We start from the raw sequence: 18,610 nt of genomic DNA on the forward strand, positions 1-18,610 counted from the left end.
ACGATCATCCGCCAGCCGGTCGGCGTCACCGCTGCAATCACGCCATGGAACTTCCCGGCAGCGATGATTACCCGCAAGGCAGCCCCTGCCCTTGCGGCCGGTTGCACCATGATCGTGCGCCCCGCCGACCTCACGCCGCTGACGGCACTGGCGCTTGGCGTTCTTGCCGAAAAGGCAGGCATTCCGGCTGGCGTTCTCCAGATCGTTACCGGCAAGGCGCGTGAAATTGGTGCCGAACTGACAAGCAATGATATTGTGCGCAAGCTCTCCTTCACCGGCTCGACGGAAGTCGGACGCCTGCTGATGGCGCAATGCGCCCCGACCATCAAGCGCATCTCGCTGGAACTTGGCGGCAATGCGCCGTTCATCGTGTTCGACGATGCTGATCTGGACGCCGCCGTCGACGGTGCCATGATTTCCAAATACCGCAATGCGGGCCAGACCTGTGTCTGCGCCAACCGCATCTATGTGCAGCGCGGGATCTACGGCAAGTTCGCTGAAAAGCTCGCGGCCAAGGTCAAGGAACTCAAGGTCGGCAATGGCACAGAACCGGGTGTCGTCATCGGCCCAATGATCGAACCGAAGGCCATCACCAAGGTCAAGGCACATATTGACGATGCCGTATCCAAGGGCGCGAAGCTCATCACCGGCGGCAAGGAACTGGGCGGCCTGTTCTTCGAACCAGGCGTGCTGACGGGCGTAACGCCTGACATGATCGTAGCCAAGGAAGAAACTTTCGGCCCGCTGGCCCCACTCTTCGCCTTCGACACGGAAGAAGAAGTCATCGCCATGGCCAATGATACGATCTTCGGTCTGGCGGCTTATTTCTATACGGAGAATTTCAGCCGCGCGATCCGCGTCAGCGAAGGACTGGAATACGGCATGGTTGGTCACAATACCGGGCTCATTTCCAACGAAGTCGCGCCCTTTGGCGGCGTGAAGCAGTCAGGCCTCGGTCGTGAAGGCTCCAAATACGGCATCGAGGAATATCTCGAGACCAAATATATCTGCAGCGCCTACAAGCGTTAAAAACCGCTGTTTTCCATACCGTTCCCTGGAAAGCAGTGTCAAAAAAGATGGCGCGCATTGTTCGCGCCATCTTTTTTATTTATAGACGGTGCAACTACTAATATGGCTTCCGCCAAAGATAATCCGGAAAATATATGCTGCGCCGCCTTTACGACTGGACGATTTCGCTTGCCGCAAGAAAATCCGCCGAATGGTGGCTCGCCATCATCGCCTTTGTAGAAAGCTCGGTCTTTCTTGTCCCCGCCGACGTCCTGTTTCTGCCCATGGCGCTTGCCCGCCCCGAACGCGCCTGGCGTTATGCCTTCATCGCAACAGTGGCTTCCGTCCTTGGCGGCATTGCGGGCTGGTATCTCGGCTATCATGCCTATGAGCAGATCGCCAAACCGGTACTCGAGATGTACGGCAAGCTCGACACGTTCGAGCAATTGCGCGGTACAACCAGCGCCGACACCATTCTATTGATGCTGATCACCTCCGGCCTTGCACATCTGCCGCCGATCAAGGTGGTGACGATCCTGTCCGGTGCAGCTGGCATCAATATCTGGCTCTTCATCGCATCGGCCATCGTTGCGCGCGGTGCGCGTTTCTATTTCCTCGCCTGGCTGCTGCGCCGTTATGGCGAACCAATCCGCGATTTCATCGAAAAGCGCCTTGGCCTGATCGCAAGTCTCGTGGCTGTCGTCCTGATCGCGCTCTTTTTTGCTGTGAAGTATCTTCACGCCTGAGCGGTTCGCCCAAACTCGGTCAAAATAAATTGCTTGGAGACAAGCAAGCAGTTTGCCTTAAGAATAAGAGAGCCTTTTCAGGGAATCCCATATGGCGTTTGCACTCAATAATCCGGTCGGCAAAACACAGGCATGGACCGCAGGCATCATGACCATCGGTCTTGCCGCAACTGTCGGCACAGCACTGGGCTTCGAGCATCTGGCTGGCTTCATGCCCTGCAAGCTCTGTCTCGAACAGCGCACGCCTTACTATATCGGCGTTCCGGTTCTGGCTGCAGCTTGGGTCTCCTACGGCCTGAAATGGCCCCCGATCCTGACGCGCGGTCTTATCCTGATCAGCGCACTCTTGATGACCTTCGGGCTGGCGCTTGCCATCTATCATACCGGCGTTGAACTGAAATACTGGCCGGGACCGATTGATTGCAGTGCCGCGACAATGAAAGTCACGCTGGATGCAGGCAATCTCCTGAGCGACCTCAATTCGACGCGTCCGCCCGCATGCGACAGCGCGCCGGGCCACTTCCTCGGCCTGTCCTTTGCCGGATGGAACGTCGTCGCAAGCCTGCTCTTTGCAGCTATCGGCTACTACGGCGCTTTTGCGAAAAGTGGGAAGTAAAAGCGGGAAACTATAGGGATTAGGGCTCCAGTTCGACATCCCAGTATAGAAAATCGAGCCAGCTATCGTGCAGATGGTTGGGTGGGAAAAGGCGGCCGTTATTGTGCAAGTCCTGCACAGTCGGCATGGCTGGCTTCTGGCGCGGCCACATATGCGCGACGGCGGGCATCATTCCGCCCTTGCGCAGATTGCATGGTGAACAGGCGGCGACCACATTTTCCCACGTCGTCTCGCCGCCATGGCAACGCGGGGTAACGTGATCGAAGGTCAGGTCATGCGGCGAGCCGCAATACTGGCACTCGAAACGATCACGCAAAAAGACGTTGAAGCGCGTGAACGCAGGATAGCGCGGCGGCTTCACATAATCCTTCAGGCAAATCACGCTCGGAACGCGCATGGAGAACGATGGTGAGGAAACGATGTGATCGTATTCCGCCACAATGTTCACGCGTTCGAGAAACACCGCCTTGATCGCATCCTGCCAGGACCAGAGCGACAGGGGATAATAGCTGAGCGGACGGTAATCAGCGTTCAGAACCAGCGCGGGCAAGCCACTGGTCGAGACGGTTCTGGGCGAGACGGCAACAGTCAAGGGCGCACCTCCTTCAGAGCAACTCCGAAAAAGGGCGAAATGGCTCTCCATGCGGAATTGCGCTTTCATCGAAGCGCCGCGCGTCCATTTGGGCGCAACAACGACGCTCCAACCTCATGAGGACGGGACTGCAATCCGCAGAAAATCAAGCTTCCGCGAATCGAAATTCCGTCATCAGCCGATGCGGATAATGTAAGCCCGACGTGACAGGATTGTGAAGCGGAAACGCATTTATGCTTCGGGAAACACGCAAGTTTTACAGCAGCATCTATAAAAGTGGCGCCGCTTCACGTCCCTTGATCGCCGCATAATAAGCCCAGAACAATCGCGCCGCCACGCCGCGCCATGGCGCCCAGTCTTCCGCCAGCTTGCGAAGGGCAACGGCATCGGGCCGGATCTCATGGGCAAAGGCGTGGCCAACAGCCGTCTGCAAGGCCACATCGCCAGCCGGAAACACATCCGGATGACCGGCAGCAAACAGAAGATAGACCTCCGCCGTCCACGGGCCGATGCCCTTGATGGCCGTCAGTGCCGCGATCGCTTCTTCGGCAGGCAGATCGCAAAGCCCATGCAGGTCGATTGCCCCTTCTGCCAAAGCTTCACTCAAGGCAAACAGCGTTCTCTGCTTGGGACGCGAGAGACCAGCAAAACGCCAAGCCTCCTCTCCGCCCGCAATGTAGGTTTCGGGCGTCAGCGGATCGATGGCCTGTTTCAGCCGGGCCCAGATCGCGGCGGCACTGGCCGTCGAAACCTGTTGTGCGACAATGATGGATGCCAGACTTTCAAATCCGGGTTCGGACCGGCGCAACGGCACCGCATGGGACCGGCTGCGAATATCGGCCAGCCGAATATCGGCGAGAACCAGAGCCTCCAGCCCCGCCTCAATATCGCTCAATGTATCGATCCGCCGCATCGCACAGCCTTTCATTCTCTCGGCGCACAACGTACCAATGGAATCAGAAGACATTCAACTGACATTGAAAACACCATGACCGCACCTGTGTTCCGCTTTGCTCCGAGTCCCAATGGCCAGCTTCACCTTGGCCATGCCTATTCCGCTCTTCTGAACGCAGATATGGCCAAAAAGAGCAACGGGCGCTTCCTGCTGCGCATGGAAGATATCGACACAGCACGCTGTACGCCTGCGCTGGAACAAGGCATTTACGACGATCTCCGCTGGCTTGGCCTGACATGGGAAACCCCTGTGCGCCGCCAGTCGGAACATTTCGGCGAATATCGCAACGCCCTGACCAAACTTGCCGACAAGGGCCTTGTCTATCCGGCCTTCCTCAGCCGGGGCGAAGTTCGTGAGCGGATCGGCGAAGCTTTCGCCAAGGGCAAGGACTGGCCTTCCGACCCGGATGGAACACCGCTCTATCCGCAAAGCGAGCGCGATCTGACCGAAAAGGAACAAATGGAGCGTATCGCCTCGGGCATGTCCTATGCCTGGCGGCTCAATATGGAGAAAGCGCTTGGGGCGCTTGTCGCCGCAGGTGAATCATTGTTCTGGACCGAAAGCGGCGCGGGGCCGGATGGCGAGACCGGACGCGTGAACGCCGATCCAGCGCAATGGGGCGACGTGGTGATTGCCCGCAAGGACACGCCAACCAGCTATCACCTCTCCGTTGTCGTGGACGATGCCTTGCAGGGCATCACCCACGTTGTGCGCGGGCACGATCTGTTTCACGCGACATCCGTGCACCGGCTGCTGCAGAAGCTGCTCGGCCTGCCCGAGCCTCTTTATCACCATCACGATCTGGTGCTGGGCGACGACGGGATGAAACTGTCGAAAAGCCGCCAGGATACAGCGCTCGCATCATTGCGCGAACAAGGCTTTACGCCCGACGATATTCGCGCCAAGTTGTCCCTATAAAAGCTATTTTCGCCGCAGCGTCACAGATGATGTGCCCACGCACCGATTGACGAAAGCACACCAAAGCGGTTCAAAGGCAACATGATAGCTGGCACTGAAGAGTGCCGGCGGTAGATTTGTTTATTTTGAAGGAGGCATAGCCATGGTTTCTCAGAAAGCCGGTAATTACGTTGAGATAGAAGGCTTGCGCGTTGCCCCTGAACTGGTGGAATTTCTGGCCAAGGAAGCTGCTCCCGGAACCGGTGTGGAGCCGGAAAAATTCTGGAAGGGCTTTGCCGCCATCATCCGCGATCTCGCACCGAAGAACCGCGCCCTCCTTGCCAAGCGTGACGACCTGCAGGCCAAGATCGATGCCTGGTACAAGCAGAACCGCGACAAGGGCTACAGCCAGGCCGATTACCAGCAGTTCCTGAAGGATATTGGCTATCTCCTGCCGGAAGGCGGAGAGTTCTCGGTTTCGACCACCAATGTCGATCCGGAAATCACCCATATCGCTGGCCCGCAGCTTGTCGTTCCGGTGATGAATGCCCGCTACGCGCTCAACGCCGCTAATGCGCGCTGGGGTTCGCTCTATGATGCGCTCTACGGCACCGACGCGATTTCCGATGCCGACGGCGCGGAAAAGGGCAAGGGCAAGGGCTACAATCCGAAGCGTGGCGAAAAGGTCATCGCCTGGGCGAAAAACTTCCTCGATGAAAGCGCACCGCTTGCCACCGGCAACTGGGCCAATGTCGCCGGTCTCGCCGTCAAGGACGGCAAACTTGAAATCAAGCTGACCGACGGTTCGGCAACGGCGCTGAAGGATGCCAACCAGTTCAAGGGTTATAATGGCGACGCAGCCGCCCCGACCAATGTACTGCTGGCCAAGAACAACATGCATGTCGACATCGTCGTCAATGCGGACCATCCGATCGGCAAGACCGATCCGGCCCATATTGCCGATGTGGTTCTGGAATCTGCCGTCAGCACGATTCAGGATTGCGAAGATTCGATTGCTGCCGTCGATGCCGAAGACAAGGTTGCGGTTTATCGTAACTGGCTCGGCCTGATGAACGGCAAGCTGGAAGACACGTTCGAGAAGAACGGCAAGCAGATGACCCGCCGCCTCAATGGCGACCGCAGCTACAAGGCTGCGGACGGTTCCACGCTGTCGCTCAAGGGCCGCTCCCTGATGCTGGTGCGCAATGTCGGCCACCTCATGACCAACCCGGCGATCATTGATGCCGACGGCCATGAAGTGCCGGAAGGCATCATGGATGCAGCCTTCACCAGCCTGATCGCGCTGCACGATATCGGCCCCAATGGTCGCCACATGAATTCGCGCGAAGGCTCGGTCTATATCGTCAAGCCGAAGATGCACGGGCCGGAAGAAGTGGCTTTCGCCAACGAAATCTTCACCCGGACCGAAGAAATGCTCGGCATGAAGCCGAACACGCTCAAAATCGGCATCATGGACGAGGAACGTCGCACCACGGTTAACCTCAAGGAGGCGATCCGTGCCGCCAAGGAACGCGTCGTCTTCATCAATACCGGCTTCCTTGACCGCACCGGCGACGAGATCCATACTTCGATGGAAGCAGGCCCGATGATCCGCAAGGGCGATATGAAGCAGGCCGCTTGGATCGGTGCTTACGAACAGTGGAATGTCGATATCGGTCTCGAATGCGGCCTTTCCGGCCATGCGCAGATTGGCAAGGGCATGTGGGCCATGCCGGACCTGATGGCAGCCATGCTGGAACAGAAAATCGCCCATCCGAAGGCCGGAGCGAATACCGCATGGGTGCCGTCGCCGACCGCTGCCACCCTCCACGCGACCCACTATCATCAGGTGGATGTTGCTGCCGTTCAGGCAAAGCTGAAGAGCCGTCCGCGCGCCAAGCTCGACGACATTCTGTCGGTGCCGGTTGCAACCCGCCCGAACTGGACGCCGGAAGACATCCAGCATGAAATCGACAATAACGCGCAGGGCATTCTGGGTTACGTCGTACGCTGGGTCGATCAGGGCGTTGGCTGCTCGAAGGTTCCGGACATCAACAATGTCGGCCTGATGGAAGACCGTGCGACGCTGCGCATCTCCGCACAGCACATCGCCAACTGGCTCTATCATGGCGTCGTTTCGGAAGCCCAAGTGATGGAAACCATGAAGCGCATGGCAGCCGTCGTCGACAGGCAGAACGAAGGCGATGCCCTCTATCGCCCGATGGCCGCTGACTTCGACAAGTCGATTGCCTTCCAGGCCGCCTGCGATCTGGTCTTCAAGGGCCGCGAGCAGCCGAACGGCTACACCGAACCAGTCCTGCATCGCCGCCGTCTGGAGCTGAAAGCTCAAGGGTGATTCTTTTCACTTGCAAATGATCGAAGACGGCGGGAGAAATCCCGCCGTTTTCTTGTTCAATAAGGTTCTGAAATGACCCTCCTCATCCGCCACGCGACGGAAACCGATCTCCCTGCCCTGCTCGCCATCTATAATGATGCGGTAGAGAACACGCTCGCCATCTGGAATGAAACGCTCGTTGATCTGGAAAACCGTCGTGAATGGCTCAAAGCCCGTAATCGCGATGGCTTTCCGGTGCTGGTTGCCGAACGTGAAAGTCAGGTCGTTGGCTATGCGAGCTATGGCCCGTTTCGCCCGTTCGAGGGTTTCCGCCATTCCTCCGAACTTTCGATCTATGTGGCAAGCGATGCACGCGGCGGCGGCATCGGACGCGTCCTCCTGACCGAGCTTGTGGAAGAAGCACGCGAGCGAAAGGTGCATGTACTGATTGCCGGTATCGAAGCGGGCAATGCCGCTTCCATCGCGCTGCATAAATCTCAGGGCTTTGAAGATTGCGGCACGCTGAAACAGGTCGGCCAGAAATTCGGACGCTGGCTCGATCTTACCTTCATGCAGAAGATACTCTGATTGAAAAAGGGCCGCTTTCGCGGCCCTTTTTATCAGTTCGGCTGTGGAACGGCATTTCCGACTGACAGCTCCGTCAGACCGATTTCGCCTTCGACCTGATCGCTGCGAGCCATCAGGTAAAGACCAAGGCCACAGGTCAGGGCAGCGATGAACACCAGATACCAGGCATGTGCCATCGGATTGACCGCCAGAAGCGACGTCACGATCACCGGCGTCAGACCACCAAAGACCGCATAGGAAACATTGTAGGAAAACGACAGACCCGAAAAGCGAACCGGTGCCGGGAATGCGCGCACCATCACATAAGGCACCGCACCAACCATGCCGACCGAAAGGCCCATCACCGCGTAAAGCGCAAACAGAACCGGCAGCGAAACCCCCGCATAGGTGTAGAAGGCGAAGGTCGCGACACCGAAGAAAATGCCTGCAACAGCGAAGAAGCGCCCGCTGCCAATGCGGTCGACAATGGCACCAGCATTTACAGTTCCGAACATCAGGAACAGTGTGCCGAAGCTTGTGGCGGCGAGCGACTGCAAAGGCGTGTAGCCATAAAGTTTCTGCAGGAAGGTCGCCGTCATCAGCGTGGTGACAACAATGCCAGCCGACAAGATCCATGTCAGCAGCACCGAAATGATAACGCCATGCATGTGGTTACGCAGAACAGTGCCGAGCGGCAGCTTATCCTTGAGCAGATGGCTGTTCTTCATCTCGGTGAAGATCGGCGTTTCAGCCAGCCAGCGGCGCAGATAAACGGCAAACAGGCCGAAGATTCCGCCAATGAAGAATGGAATACGCCATGCATAAGCAGCCAGTTCTTCCGGCGTGAAAATCCAGTTGATGGCGGTCGCAATAAGCGAGCCGATCATGATGCCAAGCGTGAGGCCAGAGCACAGGAAACCGCACGCCATGCCGACACGATTGGCAGGCACATGCTCGGCCACGAAGGTCCATGCGCCCGGAACTTCACCACCGATGGCGGCACCCTGCAACATGCGGAAGACGATCAGCAGGATCGGCGCGCCAACGCCCAGCGTTGCATAGGTCGGCAGGCAGGCCATGGCCAATGTCGAAATCGACATCAGAAACACCGAGAAGGCGAAGACGCGCTTACGGCCAAACTTGTCGCCGAAATGCGCCAGCACGATGCCGCCAATCGGGCGCACCAGATAGCCGGCTGCGAAAATACCGAACGTCTGGATCAGCACCAGCCAGTCCGGCATATCGGGCGGAAAAAACAGATGACCTATGACGCTCGCAAAGAACACGAAGATGATGAAATCATAAAACTCTAGCGCACCGCCAAGGGCCGAAAGGCCGAGCGTGCGGAAATCCTGCCGGTTAAGCGGACGGGGACTGTTGCTTGCGTGGAGATTCGTCGATGCCATCGATTCGATTCTTTTCTGGTGGTTTACGCAGTGGGGCCGATCTTTTCGGATGGGTTTTAATGCGCCAATTGTGCATGCACTGCAAGGCTTGACTTCCAGATGTCGAAGCCTATTTTAGAACTATTCTAAACTTTGGATTCCCGAAATGCTCAGCCGATTCTTCCGCAACGACCGTCGCCCTTTCGATTCACTTTCCGAACAGGAAATTCTGGCGCTTGCCATATCCTCCGAAGAAGACGACGCACGCATCTATCTCGCCTATGCCGACGGCTTGCGTGACGAGTTTCCGCAATCGGCGAAAATCTTCGAACAGATGGCGGCAGAAGAACACGGACATCGCGATGCGCTGATCGAACGCCATAAAGCCCGCTTTGGGGACCGGATTCCACTGATCCGCCGCGAGCATGTCAGCGGCTATTACGATCGCAAGCCGGACTGGCTGGTGCGTCCGCTTGGCATCGACAAGGTGCGTGAAGCTGCATCGGAAATGGAGGAACAGGCCTACCGCTTCTATGTCGAGGCTGCCAAACGCGTCAGCGATGCAAACACCCGCAAATTGCTGGGCGACCTTGCCCAGCAGGAAAAGCAGCATGAAGCCAAGGCTGAGTCGCTGGAACACACACTGACGCCGGACGATGTGCAGGATGAGGAGCGCGCCGCCGAGCGCAAGCAGTTCATCCTGACCTATGTCCAACCCGGGCTTGCTGGCCTGATGGACGGATCGGTTTCAACGCTTGCCCCGATCTTCGCCGCCGCCTTTGCGACCCAGGATACCTGGCAGACCTTTCTGGTCGGCCTGTCCGCCTCGGTCGGTGCCGGTATTTCGATGGGCTTCACCGAAGCCATCCACGATGACGGCAAGCTCTCGGGCCGAGGCTCGCCGATCAAGCGCGGCCTGTCCTGCGGCATCATGACGACGCTGGGCGGCCTTGGCCATACCCTGCCCTATCTGATCAAGGATTTCTGGACCGCCACAAGCATCGCAGCGATTCTGGTCTTCTTCGAACTATGGGCCATCGCCTTCATCCAGAACCGCTATATGGAAACACCGTTCCTTCGCTCTGTGCTTCAGGTGGTTCTGGGCGGTGGCCTCGTGCTGGCGGCAGGTATATTGATCGGGAACGCCTAAACCGTCACAGCATCCTGCGGTCGGGAAATCGGTTCTTCGAAAGTCTCGATCGCAATGCGGCCTTGCCGGGAAACGGTGACAAAACTGTTTGCCGGCACCGCCATCCAGTTGGCGGCTTCACCGTCCAGCGGCTCCGACACCACGCATATGCCGGACGATCCGCCAAGTGTCGCCGTATAAAGCGTCGGCGCGAAAGCATCGGTCGCATAGCGGATCGCGTAAAGCTGATTCCCGTCGGAAAACGCCGCAGTCAGCCGCAGAAATGGCGGCACACCGCCGCGAACTGCTTCCTCGACAACCGTTGCCACCATGCGCTTCATGGCCAGCACTGGATCAGTGTCGAGACCGAATTCCAGCATCAGCAGAAAGATCAGTTCCGAATCGGTTGCGCCATGTTTCTGGCCATAGACATCATCGCTCAAATGGCTTTCCAGCCTGCGACGCAGCCGGTCGAAATGACCGATCTGGCCGTTATGCATGAAGCTCCAGCGTCCGGAAACGAAGGGATGGCAGTTGGAACGGCTGGTCAGCCCGCCGGTCGAGGCCCGCACATGCGCAAGGAAAAGGCGCGACTGAATTTGCCGCGCAAGGCTGCGAAGATTCTGGTCGGACCATGCGGGCAGAATATCCCGATAAAGGCCAGGTTCATCGCGATTGCCATACCAGGCAACGCCGAAGCCGTCGCCATTGGTACGTGTTTTGGCTTCATGCGCATCGTGGCTTTGCGCCACGAGCGAATGGCAGGGAGACGATATGATGTCTTCCAGATAGGTTTCAGGTCCGAGATAGGCGGCCCAACGACACATTTGCGATCCGGTACTTACCGGCCCCGGTTATGCGTCCGCTCATAAAGCTGGCGAACGATTGTGCTCGCCGTCTTCTCGAACAAAAATGGCAAAATTGCATGGATCAGTGCCGCAAAGGCCGCACAAAAAAGCTTGAACGAAAAACGTCCGGCAAAGGCCATATGTTCGAAATAGGTCTCGTCAACCGACTGAGGGTGTTCGGTGAAGAGGCGCGTGATGCGAGTGGTCATTGGAAATACTCCCGTCAATGAGTAAGTTGTTCCCGTTATACGGCGCATATCGCGCCTTTCTGGAAAATCATTCTAGCAAATGCATCTGAGATGAAATCTCGAAATATCCTTGATAATTACTATTTATTGGGACAATCATCCCATCATGAAACCATCACTGGACGAAATTGATCGAAGAATCCTGGATCAGCTGCAAATCGATGGCACCCTGTCCGTTGATTCTCTCTCCGAGCGGGTACACTTATCGCGCAATGCCTGCTGGCGCCGGGTCAAGCGCATGGAGGATGAAGGGATCATCAAGGCGCGCGTCGCTTTGGTCGATGCCGAGATGGCCGGTTGCGGCCTGTCCGTCTTCATTCTCGTACGCACGTCGAGCCACGATCCCGACTGGCTGACGAAATTTCGCGGTGCCATGGGGCGCTTTCCGGAGATCGTCGGAGTTTATCGCATGACCGGCGATCTGGACTACGTGCTGAAGGCGCGTGTTTCCGACGTCAAGGCCTATGACCGTCTTTACCAGCGGCTGATCGCCAGCGTTCCCCTGTCAGATGTTTCGGCTTCATTCGTCATGGAAGAGATCAAGGAAACGACTGCCGTGCCGTTGGAGCGGGATTAAATCCCTCGCGGAGGGCAACTCATCGTGTAAAAGCATGATCCTGTGCCGCACTATCATTGCAAAACAGCAAATAGACGGTACACCTTTCATTGGTTTTCACGTATGAGCGTCGCCAATTTAGAGCGCATCCTGAAAAGTGTGAAACGGTTTCAGACAAGATGCGCGATGAAACAATGTTCCGCAAGAAAGGCCCCCTCATGACCGTAGCATCCGCACAAGCGCCAACGCTCGGCATCATCCGCCTCGAACATGCGAAAGGCCTCGAACTCCCGGCCTATGAGACAGCGGGTTCGGCTGGCATGGACCTGCGGGCAGCCGTTGCCGAAGATCGCCAGATCGTTCTCCTGCCGGGACGTCGCACGCTGGTGCCGACAGGGCTGATCTTCGAAATTCCCGAAGGTTTTGAAGTGCAGATTCGTCCGCGCTCGGGCCTTGCCTTCAAGAACGGCATCACCTGCCTCAATACGCCCGGCACCATCGATTCCGATTATCGTGGCGAGGTGAAGGTTCTTCTCATCAATCTGGGCGATGACGATTTCCGCATCGAACGCGGTATGCGTATTGCACAGGCTGTTTTCGCACCAGTCGTCCAGCCGAAGATTGAAGAGCGCGCCCAAGTAACCGAGACGGCGCGCGGCGCTGGCGGCTTCGGTTCGACCGGCACGGCATAAACGCATGAAAAAGCCCGGCCAAGCCGGGCTTTTTTATTGCCGATTTCTTATTGCGTCAGAGCCGCGCGCTGGCAAAGTACGCCAGTGACCTGCACATCGGCCTCACCCAATTTGACGCCGAGCAGGTCGAGAATTCCGAAAACAAGGTTGTCTATTATCGGGGCAACAGGTGTTAGCAGAACACCCAGCAAGCCCACAACGTCTCCCAACGGCAGCTTTATTATACTCAGTAGATTGAGATCTATATCTATATTCTTGAGAAGAGAGCTTGAGAGAGAGGGTACTAAATCGCTTGAATAAGCGGTCTTGATCTTTTTATTCTGTATATCACTGTAATTGAATGACAACGAAGTCGTCTTTTCTCCAAGTTTCACTTCTGCTTTAGCGTCTAGGCTTAAAAGGCTGCCGAATGGAATCCCCAGTAGATACAGCTGCACCTTAGCTATACTCGTTTTGCTCACAGAGGGCTTTCGGTTCAGGTCATTAAAGGAACTGACTTCACCAAGGTAGATACCGACAATACCGGGCTTTGCAGCAATCGTGACATTGGCACTCGTCGGGCCTGACGGACAACTTAGGCTCTTGAGTTCTCCTTCTGCCGAAGCAATGTCGATTGATAGCGGCAAATGGAGATTGAAAAGTTCGACACCAATCAAAGGGTTGCCCGATTGGCCCCCGACGCGGATATCGAGTTGCAACCGAATCTGAGCCGTACGTACGAAAGATCCCGCCGCACCAACGCTGAAAAATGGGGTACCTTGCGGTGCTTCTCCTACGTATACTTTTAAAGTGACGCCAAGCAGTCCCGGGATGCTCAAGCCAGACGTAATATCGACTTGATGCTTGCCTCCAATCATGATCGCTGCGGAAACAAGCTGCAGAACATTAGCGGTTATGTTGTATCCGGCTCCCGAGCCTATTGAGGCGTTCGCCAACGACCCGAGCCCCAGCAACTTTCCGACCGGCAGTTTCGTAGCCAGTGCAACAGCATCCTTGCCCAAAATACCGAGCGCTGCTTTCGCCGTTGGATTGTTCGTCACCACTTCAGCCAACACATTTGCCAGCATGCCGACTGAAACATCCGTGTTCAGCAGCTGGTTATAGGTCCCGGCCGTCAATCCCACCTTTGGAGCCAGCTTGTCCAGAAAGCCGAGCAGGTTGATATCGGTTGCCGCGAGTGCATTGTAATCAACAAGCTTCAGATTGAGGGTGGTCCCCAACAAGCCACCGAGAAGTCCATTCAACACACTCTGATCGGTATTCAGGCTCAACAGTCGCGAACCGATCGAAAATGCCGCCTCCGCCTTTGTCGCTGCCATGCCGGTCGCGCCAAGTGCGGGCCGATTGATGAATGCCTGTCCGAAATAGAGATTGCCCGGACGTGCCAGCCGGACGCGAACCGCATCGGGACTGGTGCCGTCGGCGACAAAACGCTTCTCAACCGCACGACTTTTATCGGGGAAATAATTGCCCTTCTCCACCCAGACACGCGTCTTGTTGTCGGTCTTTCCGTTGACGACGGACGGATCGTAAGCGCCGGTCATCAGCACCGGATCAAGACCGTTCGCCCGTAATTGCCGCAATACAGCATCATTAGCTTGCGAAAGGGAAGCCGCACCGGCAACGGCGGCAAAATCCGCCATGCTCTGCAGTTGGCGCCGCTCCAGAAACAGTGAACTTGTGTCCACGCTGAAAGCCGCAACCGCCAGAAATATGGGGGATACCAGCGCCGCCATTGTCGCCAGATTGCCGCCCCGTGCACGCAGGAAACGCGATACCAGACCCCGCATATCGAATACCCCCACCCTGTGTCAGATTCCGCCAAGCCTTATTGTCGATGCCCTTGTAATGGTCGTGTCTGGAAGCGGCAGCCCCGTCATCAGGTTCCAGATCGGCAGGTTTTGCGCGTTGTAGCGGATCGTCACCGTGAACTGGTTCGGATCGGACTGGGCATTGTCGACACTCACCTGCATCTTGGCTGGATCGATCAGTGAATATTTTGCCGCGTTTTTCTGGATGTAGGTTGTCGCCAGCGTCAACCGCTCCGGGGGATCGATACCCGCCAGCGCCGTCCGCGTGGCATCTGCCGCAAGCTGCTGGACGGCATTCGCCACACCCAGATAAAGGCCGAAGGCGATCATACCCATCAGGATCAGAAGAAAAACCGGCGCCAATATTGCGAATTCGACCGCCGCCGTGCCGCTTTTATTTCGCTTGAAAAATAACAATGAAGGTATTCTTCGATGCAGGTTTGAAACCCTGTCCGATATGAATGAAAACCTTTTTCGCCCCATAATAAGGTAAGCCATTTGCCCTCCCGTCAAAGAGCATTGAAACCTTATTCCCATGTCAATTCGAAGCAACATGCATCATGCATGCGCCGACCATCCGCCCTTGCGGACCGGTCACGTTTTAAATTCTTCCATCTACTTTCAGGCGTGATTTCCCGATCTTATTTAATCAGGAGATAATTTAAGAACACTTAATTACTTTAAGAATCCCGTTTTAATTTGCGACTTCCAAAAGAATAACTGCAAGTTGTATATTGGTGCCAACTTGGTTCTCTTCATCACTTGCTTTCGCACCATGACCGGAAGGAACCGGAGGCATCCATCCCTTTGTGTTACCGACAATTATTGCATGACAAATAATTAAGATGAAATCCTGAGCGGAGAAGCATAGATATCCCGTTAGCAATCCATAGTGGGCAAGTATTGTCTCGCTTTGGTTGTATGCGACAGAGAATTGGCGGGACATATTGATAAATCTCCGGAGATCGGAGGTTCTGAAAGTTAGAGGGTTTGACGGTGCTTACATCTTCCGATTCTTCCAAAACCGGGCAGCGAACAGCACCTTCGCAGAAGCGCGCGCGCAGCAAGGCGCGCCGCTGGTGGCTCTGGCTTCCCGTCGCGGCAATCGTGGCCGGCGCGGGCTGGTATTTTTACGGCTCCGGTGAAGCTGGAGGCCAGAAGACGAGCTATCTCGCCGAAACGGTCACGCGCGGCGATATCGAAAACGCGATTACCGCTGTCGGCACACTCAGCGCCCTGCGCAGCATCAATGTCGGCGCGCAGGTTTCGGGCCAGCTAAAAAGCGTGAAAGTCGAAGTCGGCGATCAGGTCAAGAAGGGCGAGCTTATCGCCGAAATCGATCCATCGCCCTTTGAGAAGAAGGTGGAAATATCAAGCGCCCAGCTCGACAATCTCAAGGCACAGCTTCTCAGCAAGCAAGCTCAGCTTACCCTGAAAAAGGCCAATGCGGCACGCCAGCGCTCGCTTCTGGCCACACGCGGCGTATCGCAATCCACCGTCGATCAGGCTGATGCCGACCTCGCCATGGCCGATGCGGATGTGAAGGCGCTCGGCGCGCAAATCCGCCAGCAGGAAGCCCAACTTGCCAGCGACAAGGTCGATCTCGGCTACACCAAGATTTACAGCCCCATGGAAGGCACAGTCGTCGATCAGGCCGCCAAGGAAGGCGAAACGCTGAATGCCGTGCAGAGCGCGCCGACCATCGTGACCGTGGCCGATCTTAAGGTCATGACGGTGGAAGCGCAGGTTTCGGAAGCCGACATCGGCAGGCTGAAACCCGGAATGCCGGTCTATTTCACCCTGCTTGGCCAGCCGGAGAAGCGTTTCACCGGCACGCTGCGCCAGATCAAGCCGACGCCTGCGACCGAGAACAATGTGGTGCTCTATTATGCACTGTTCGACGTTCCGAACCCGACCGGCGAGCTGATGATCAACATGAGCACACAGGTCTATTTCATTCTCGATGAGGCGAAGAACGTGTTGATCGTCCCCTCGTCGGCGCTGAACTACAAGCGCGAAGGCCCCCAGAACCAGAGAGGCAAGCCGCAGATTTCGGTCCAGGTCGTCAGCGACAACGGCTCGATCACCGAACGTCAGGTTCAGATCGGCGTGCGCAATCGCGTGCAGACAGAGATCAAGAGCGGCCTTGAGGAAGGCGACAAGGTCGTCGTCACCAGCGCGTCCAGCGGAGCTGAAGCCGCCGCAGGACAGCGTGGCCGCAGGCCCGGCATGCGCCTGTTCTGATGAGCCGTCTCATGAACGAAAATCCCGTAACTGACACGCCCCTCATCAAACTGGATGATATCCGCAAGACCTATCACAATGGCGACCTTGCTGTTGAGGTGTTGCACGGCATCACGCTCGATATTCAGGCTGGAGAGTTCGTCGCGATCATGGGCGCGTCAGGCTCCGGCAAATCGACGCTGATGAACATTCTGGGCTGTCTCGACAGCCCGAGCGGCGGACAGTATCTGCTCGACGGCGAAGACGTCTCGACACTGGATGCCGATGCGCTGGCAGCATTGCGTCGCCGAACCTTTGGCTTCGTCTTCCAGAGCTACAACCTCATCTCGACCTCGACCGCGCAGGAAAACGTCGAAGTGCCCGCGATCTATGCAGGCCTGCCCGCATCGGAGCGCCATGCGCGTGCCGCCGAACTGCTTAATTCGCTGAAACTCGGCGACCGCCTCGATCATCGCCCGAACCAGCTTTCCGGCGGCCAGCAGCAGCGCGTTTCCATCGCCCGTGCACTCATGAATGGCGGGCGCATCATTCTTGCCGACGAGCCGACAGGCGCACTCGACAGCCAGAGCGGCGAAGATGTGATGGAACTGCTGCGCTCCATGCACGCGCAGGGTCATACCGTCATCGTCATCACACATGCCCGCGAAGTGGCCGAACGCGCCGACCGGCTGATCGAAATCCGCGACGGCCAGATCCTTTCGGATACGGTAAAACGAGCTATTCCCGATACGCAGGCGCCGTTCCGGTTGCGGAAGAGCCTTGAAGGCAGTTCCGCCCGCATCGCCGATATTTCGGAAGCGGTGAAGATGGCGATGCGCGCCTTGCGGGCCAACATCTTCCGGACGATCCTTACCCTCCTCGGCATTATCATCGGCGTCAGTTCCGTGGTGACGATGCTCGCCATCGGCACCGGTGCGCAAAACTCGATTCTCGACCGCATCAATGCGATGGGCACCGATCTCATTCTGGTACGTCCGTCCATGGCGGGCTTCCGGGGAACAGGCTCGATAGCGACACTGGTTCCCGAAGATGCCACTGCCATTCTGGAACTGCCGAACATCAGAACCGCGGTCCCCGAAGTCACCGGCACCGTGACGCTGCGGCGTGGCAATGTCGACTATCAGTCACAGGCAAACGGCACTGTCCCTGCCTTTTCCGAAGCCAAATCGTGGAAGGTTGCCACCGGCGACTTCATCAGCCAGAGCGATCTGGACAACTATGCGCCGGTCGCAGTGCTGGGTAAAACGGTCGTCAACACCCTGTTCCCCGACGGCAGCAATCCCATCAGCCAATATATCCTGATTCAGAAGATTCCCTTTCAGGTGATCGGAACCCTGGAGCCAAAGGGTGCGGGCTTTGGCGGCTCGGATCAGGACGACGTGGTGATAGTGCCGCTTTCCACCGGCAATCTGCGGCTGTTCGGCCAGAAATACGTGCGCACCATCACGGTGCAGGTGAAGGATTCCGACCTCATCAACACGACGCAGGAACAGATTCAGGACCTGCTCGACCAGCGCCACAAGAAGCAGGACACGATGATAACCAACATGTCCTCCATCCGCGAGGATGCAACGGCGATGGGCAATACGATGACGCTGTTTCTGGGGTCGGTCGCAGCAATCTCGCTTCTGGTCGGCGGCATCGGCGTCATGAACATCATGCTGGTAAGCGTGACGGAGCGCACCCGCGAGATCGGCGTGCGGATGGCGACCGGCGCAAGACGGCGCGATATTCTGCTGCAGTTCATTACCGAAGCGCTGACCGTCTCGGCAATTGGCGGTGCATTTGGCGTGGTGATCGGACTGGGCGCTGCTGCCGTCGCAGGCTGGGCCGGGCTTTCAGTCGGCTACAGCTTGGGACCCGTCCTGCTGGCCTTCGCCTGTGCTTTCGCCACTGGCCTGATCTTCGGTTTCCTGCCTGCGCGCAAGGCTTCTCGCCTGCTCCCGGCTGTGGCACTGTCTTCTGAATAGAAAAACACTGA

The 18,610-nt window shown here is 57.0% G+C and carries 19 protein-coding genes (1 of these 19 cut by a window edge); 11 read left to right on the top strand and 8 right to left on the bottom strand.

What is annotated here, in order from left to right; genetic code table 11:
* From AAE521_RS18175 to AAE521_RS18185, 3 genes are all read left to right on the top strand, one after another.
* On the top strand, positions 1–1,029 hold the 3' portion of the coding sequence (locus AAE521_RS18175; RefSeq protein ID WP_342062088.1) for an NAD-dependent succinate-semialdehyde dehydrogenase. Its footprint begins 423 nt before the window's first position; only the last 1,029 of its 1,452 coding nucleotides appear in the window; the start codon falls outside the window, past its left edge; the stop codon is at positions 1,027–1,029.
* Between the two features lie 134 nt (positions 1,030–1,163).
* On the top strand, positions 1,164–1,754 hold the full coding sequence (locus AAE521_RS18180) for a YqaA family protein (RefSeq protein ID WP_010661318.1): 591 nt from the start codon (positions 1,164–1,166) through the stop codon (positions 1,752–1,754).
* Between the two features lie 91 nt (positions 1,755–1,845).
* Entirely contained in the window at positions 1,846–2,370 is a 525-nt protein-coding gene (locus AAE521_RS18185; RefSeq protein ID WP_010661319.1) for a disulfide bond formation protein B, read from the top strand.
* A gap of 19 nt (positions 2,371–2,389) precedes the next feature.
* Here the strand turns inward: AAE521_RS18185 and AAE521_RS18190 are convergent, their stop codons facing one another.
* Together AAE521_RS18190 and AAE521_RS18195 are read right to left on the bottom strand one after the other, a co-directional pair.
* Positions 2,390–2,962 (bottom strand): HNH endonuclease, encoded by a 573-nt coding sequence (locus AAE521_RS18190; RefSeq protein ID WP_010661320.1) that lies wholly within the window; start codon positions 2,960–2,962, stop codon positions 2,390–2,392.
* Positions 2,963–3,230: 268 nt separating this feature from the next.
* Positions 3,231–3,875 carry a DNA-3-methyladenine glycosylase family protein gene (locus tag AAE521_RS18195; protein WP_029376263.1) on the bottom strand — a complete coding sequence of 215 codons (645 nt, stop codon included), beginning with the start codon at positions 3,873–3,875 and terminating at the stop codon, positions 3,231–3,233.
* Between the two features lie 75 nt (positions 3,876–3,950).
* Here AAE521_RS18195 and gluQRS point away from each other — a divergent pair, with 75 nt between their 5' ends.
* The 3 genes from gluQRS (at position 3,951) to AAE521_RS18210 (ending at position 7,737) form a co-directional block, all read left to right on the top strand.
* Positions 3,951–4,835, top strand: coding sequence for a tRNA glutamyl-Q(34) synthetase GluQRS (gene gluQRS / locus AAE521_RS18200; protein ID WP_342062089.1), 885 nt, complete (start codon positions 3,951–3,953; stop codon positions 4,833–4,835).
* Positions 4,836–4,977: 142 nt separating this feature from the next.
* Positions 4,978–7,170 carry a malate synthase G gene (locus AAE521_RS18205; protein ID WP_342062090.1) on the top strand — a complete coding sequence of 731 codons (2,193 nt, stop codon included), beginning with the start codon at positions 4,978–4,980 and terminating at the stop codon, positions 7,168–7,170.
* 72 nt (positions 7,171–7,242) lie between these two features.
* Positions 7,243–7,737 carry a GNAT family N-acetyltransferase gene (locus AAE521_RS18210; protein ID WP_342062091.1) on the top strand — a complete coding sequence of 165 codons (495 nt, stop codon included), beginning with the start codon at positions 7,243–7,245 and terminating at the stop codon, positions 7,735–7,737.
* A gap of 32 nt (positions 7,738–7,769) precedes the next feature.
* Here AAE521_RS18210 and AAE521_RS18215 read toward each other — a convergent pair whose 3' ends face one another.
* A complete protein-coding gene (locus tag AAE521_RS18215) occupies positions 7,770–9,122 on the bottom strand; it encodes an MFS transporter (protein ID WP_342062092.1) in 1,353 nt (450 codons plus the stop codon).
* A 145-nt stretch (positions 9,123–9,267) separates the two neighbouring features.
* On the opposite strand from AAE521_RS18215, the gene mbfA reads away from it, so the two are divergent.
* Positions 9,268–10,251 (top strand): iron exporter MbfA, encoded by a 984-nt coding sequence (mbfA, locus tag AAE521_RS18220; RefSeq protein WP_029929604.1) that lies wholly within the window; start codon positions 9,268–9,270, stop codon positions 10,249–10,251.
* On the opposite strand, the gene AAE521_RS18225 is transcribed toward mbfA, so the two are convergent.
* Together AAE521_RS18225 and AAE521_RS18230 are read right to left on the bottom strand one after the other, a co-directional pair.
* Positions 10,248–11,057, bottom strand: a complete 810-nt coding sequence (locus AAE521_RS18225; protein ID WP_010661327.1) for a class II glutamine amidotransferase — start codon at positions 11,055–11,057, stop codon at positions 10,248–10,250. The genes mbfA and AAE521_RS18225 overlap by 4 nt on opposite strands.
* A 14-nt stretch (positions 11,058–11,071) precedes the next feature.
* Entirely contained in the window at positions 11,072–11,287 is a 216-nt protein-coding gene (locus tag AAE521_RS18230) for a DUF6356 family protein (RefSeq protein WP_006473246.1), read from the bottom strand.
* Between the two features lie 145 nt (positions 11,288–11,432).
* Between AAE521_RS18230 and AAE521_RS18235 the strand changes: the two genes are divergently transcribed.
* Entirely contained in the window at positions 11,433–11,903 is a 471-nt protein-coding gene (locus AAE521_RS18235) for an Lrp/AsnC family transcriptional regulator (protein ID WP_010661328.1), read from the top strand.
* A gap of 197 nt (positions 11,904–12,100) precedes the next feature.
* Complete coding sequence (gene dut, locus AAE521_RS18240) at positions 12,101–12,574, top strand: dUTP diphosphatase (protein ID WP_036587906.1); 474 nt, start codon at positions 12,101–12,103, stop codon at positions 12,572–12,574.
* A gap of 47 nt (positions 12,575–12,621) precedes the next feature.
* Here the strand turns inward: dut and AAE521_RS18245 are convergent, their stop codons facing one another.
* The 3 genes from AAE521_RS18245 to AAE521_RS18255 form a co-directional block, all read right to left on the bottom strand.
* On the bottom strand, positions 12,622–14,364 hold the full coding sequence (locus AAE521_RS18245) for a TadG family pilus assembly protein (protein WP_342062093.1): 1,743 nt from the start codon (positions 14,362–14,364) through the stop codon (positions 12,622–12,624).
* 21 nt (positions 14,365–14,385) lie between these two features.
* Entirely contained in the window at positions 14,386–14,802 is a 417-nt protein-coding gene (locus tag AAE521_RS18250; RefSeq protein WP_010661331.1) for a TadE/TadG family type IV pilus assembly protein, read from the bottom strand.
* Positions 14,803–15,079: 277 nt separating this feature from the next.
* Complete coding sequence (locus AAE521_RS18255; protein WP_029929590.1) at positions 15,080–15,331, bottom strand: hypothetical protein; 252 nt, start codon at positions 15,329–15,331, stop codon at positions 15,080–15,082.
* Between the two features lie 50 nt (positions 15,332–15,381).
* Here AAE521_RS18255 and AAE521_RS18260 point away from each other — a divergent pair, with 50 nt between their 5' ends.
* Both AAE521_RS18260 and AAE521_RS18265 read left to right on the top strand, forming a co-directional pair.
* Positions 15,382–16,629, top strand: coding sequence for an efflux RND transporter periplasmic adaptor subunit (locus AAE521_RS18260; RefSeq protein ID WP_342062094.1), 1,248 nt, complete (start codon positions 15,382–15,384; stop codon positions 16,627–16,629).
* Positions 16,629–18,599, top strand: a complete 1,971-nt coding sequence (locus tag AAE521_RS18265) for a MacB family efflux pump subunit (RefSeq protein WP_342062095.1) — start codon at positions 16,629–16,631, stop codon at positions 18,597–18,599. Before AAE521_RS18260 ends, AAE521_RS18265 begins: the two co-directional genes overlap by 1 nt.
* Positions 18,600–18,610 lie beyond the last annotated feature (11 nt).

The sequence above is a fragment of the Brucella cytisi genome (assembly GCF_038433355.1).
Taxonomy (GTDB): domain Bacteria; phylum Pseudomonadota; class Alphaproteobacteria; order Rhizobiales; family Rhizobiaceae; genus Brucella; species Brucella cytisi.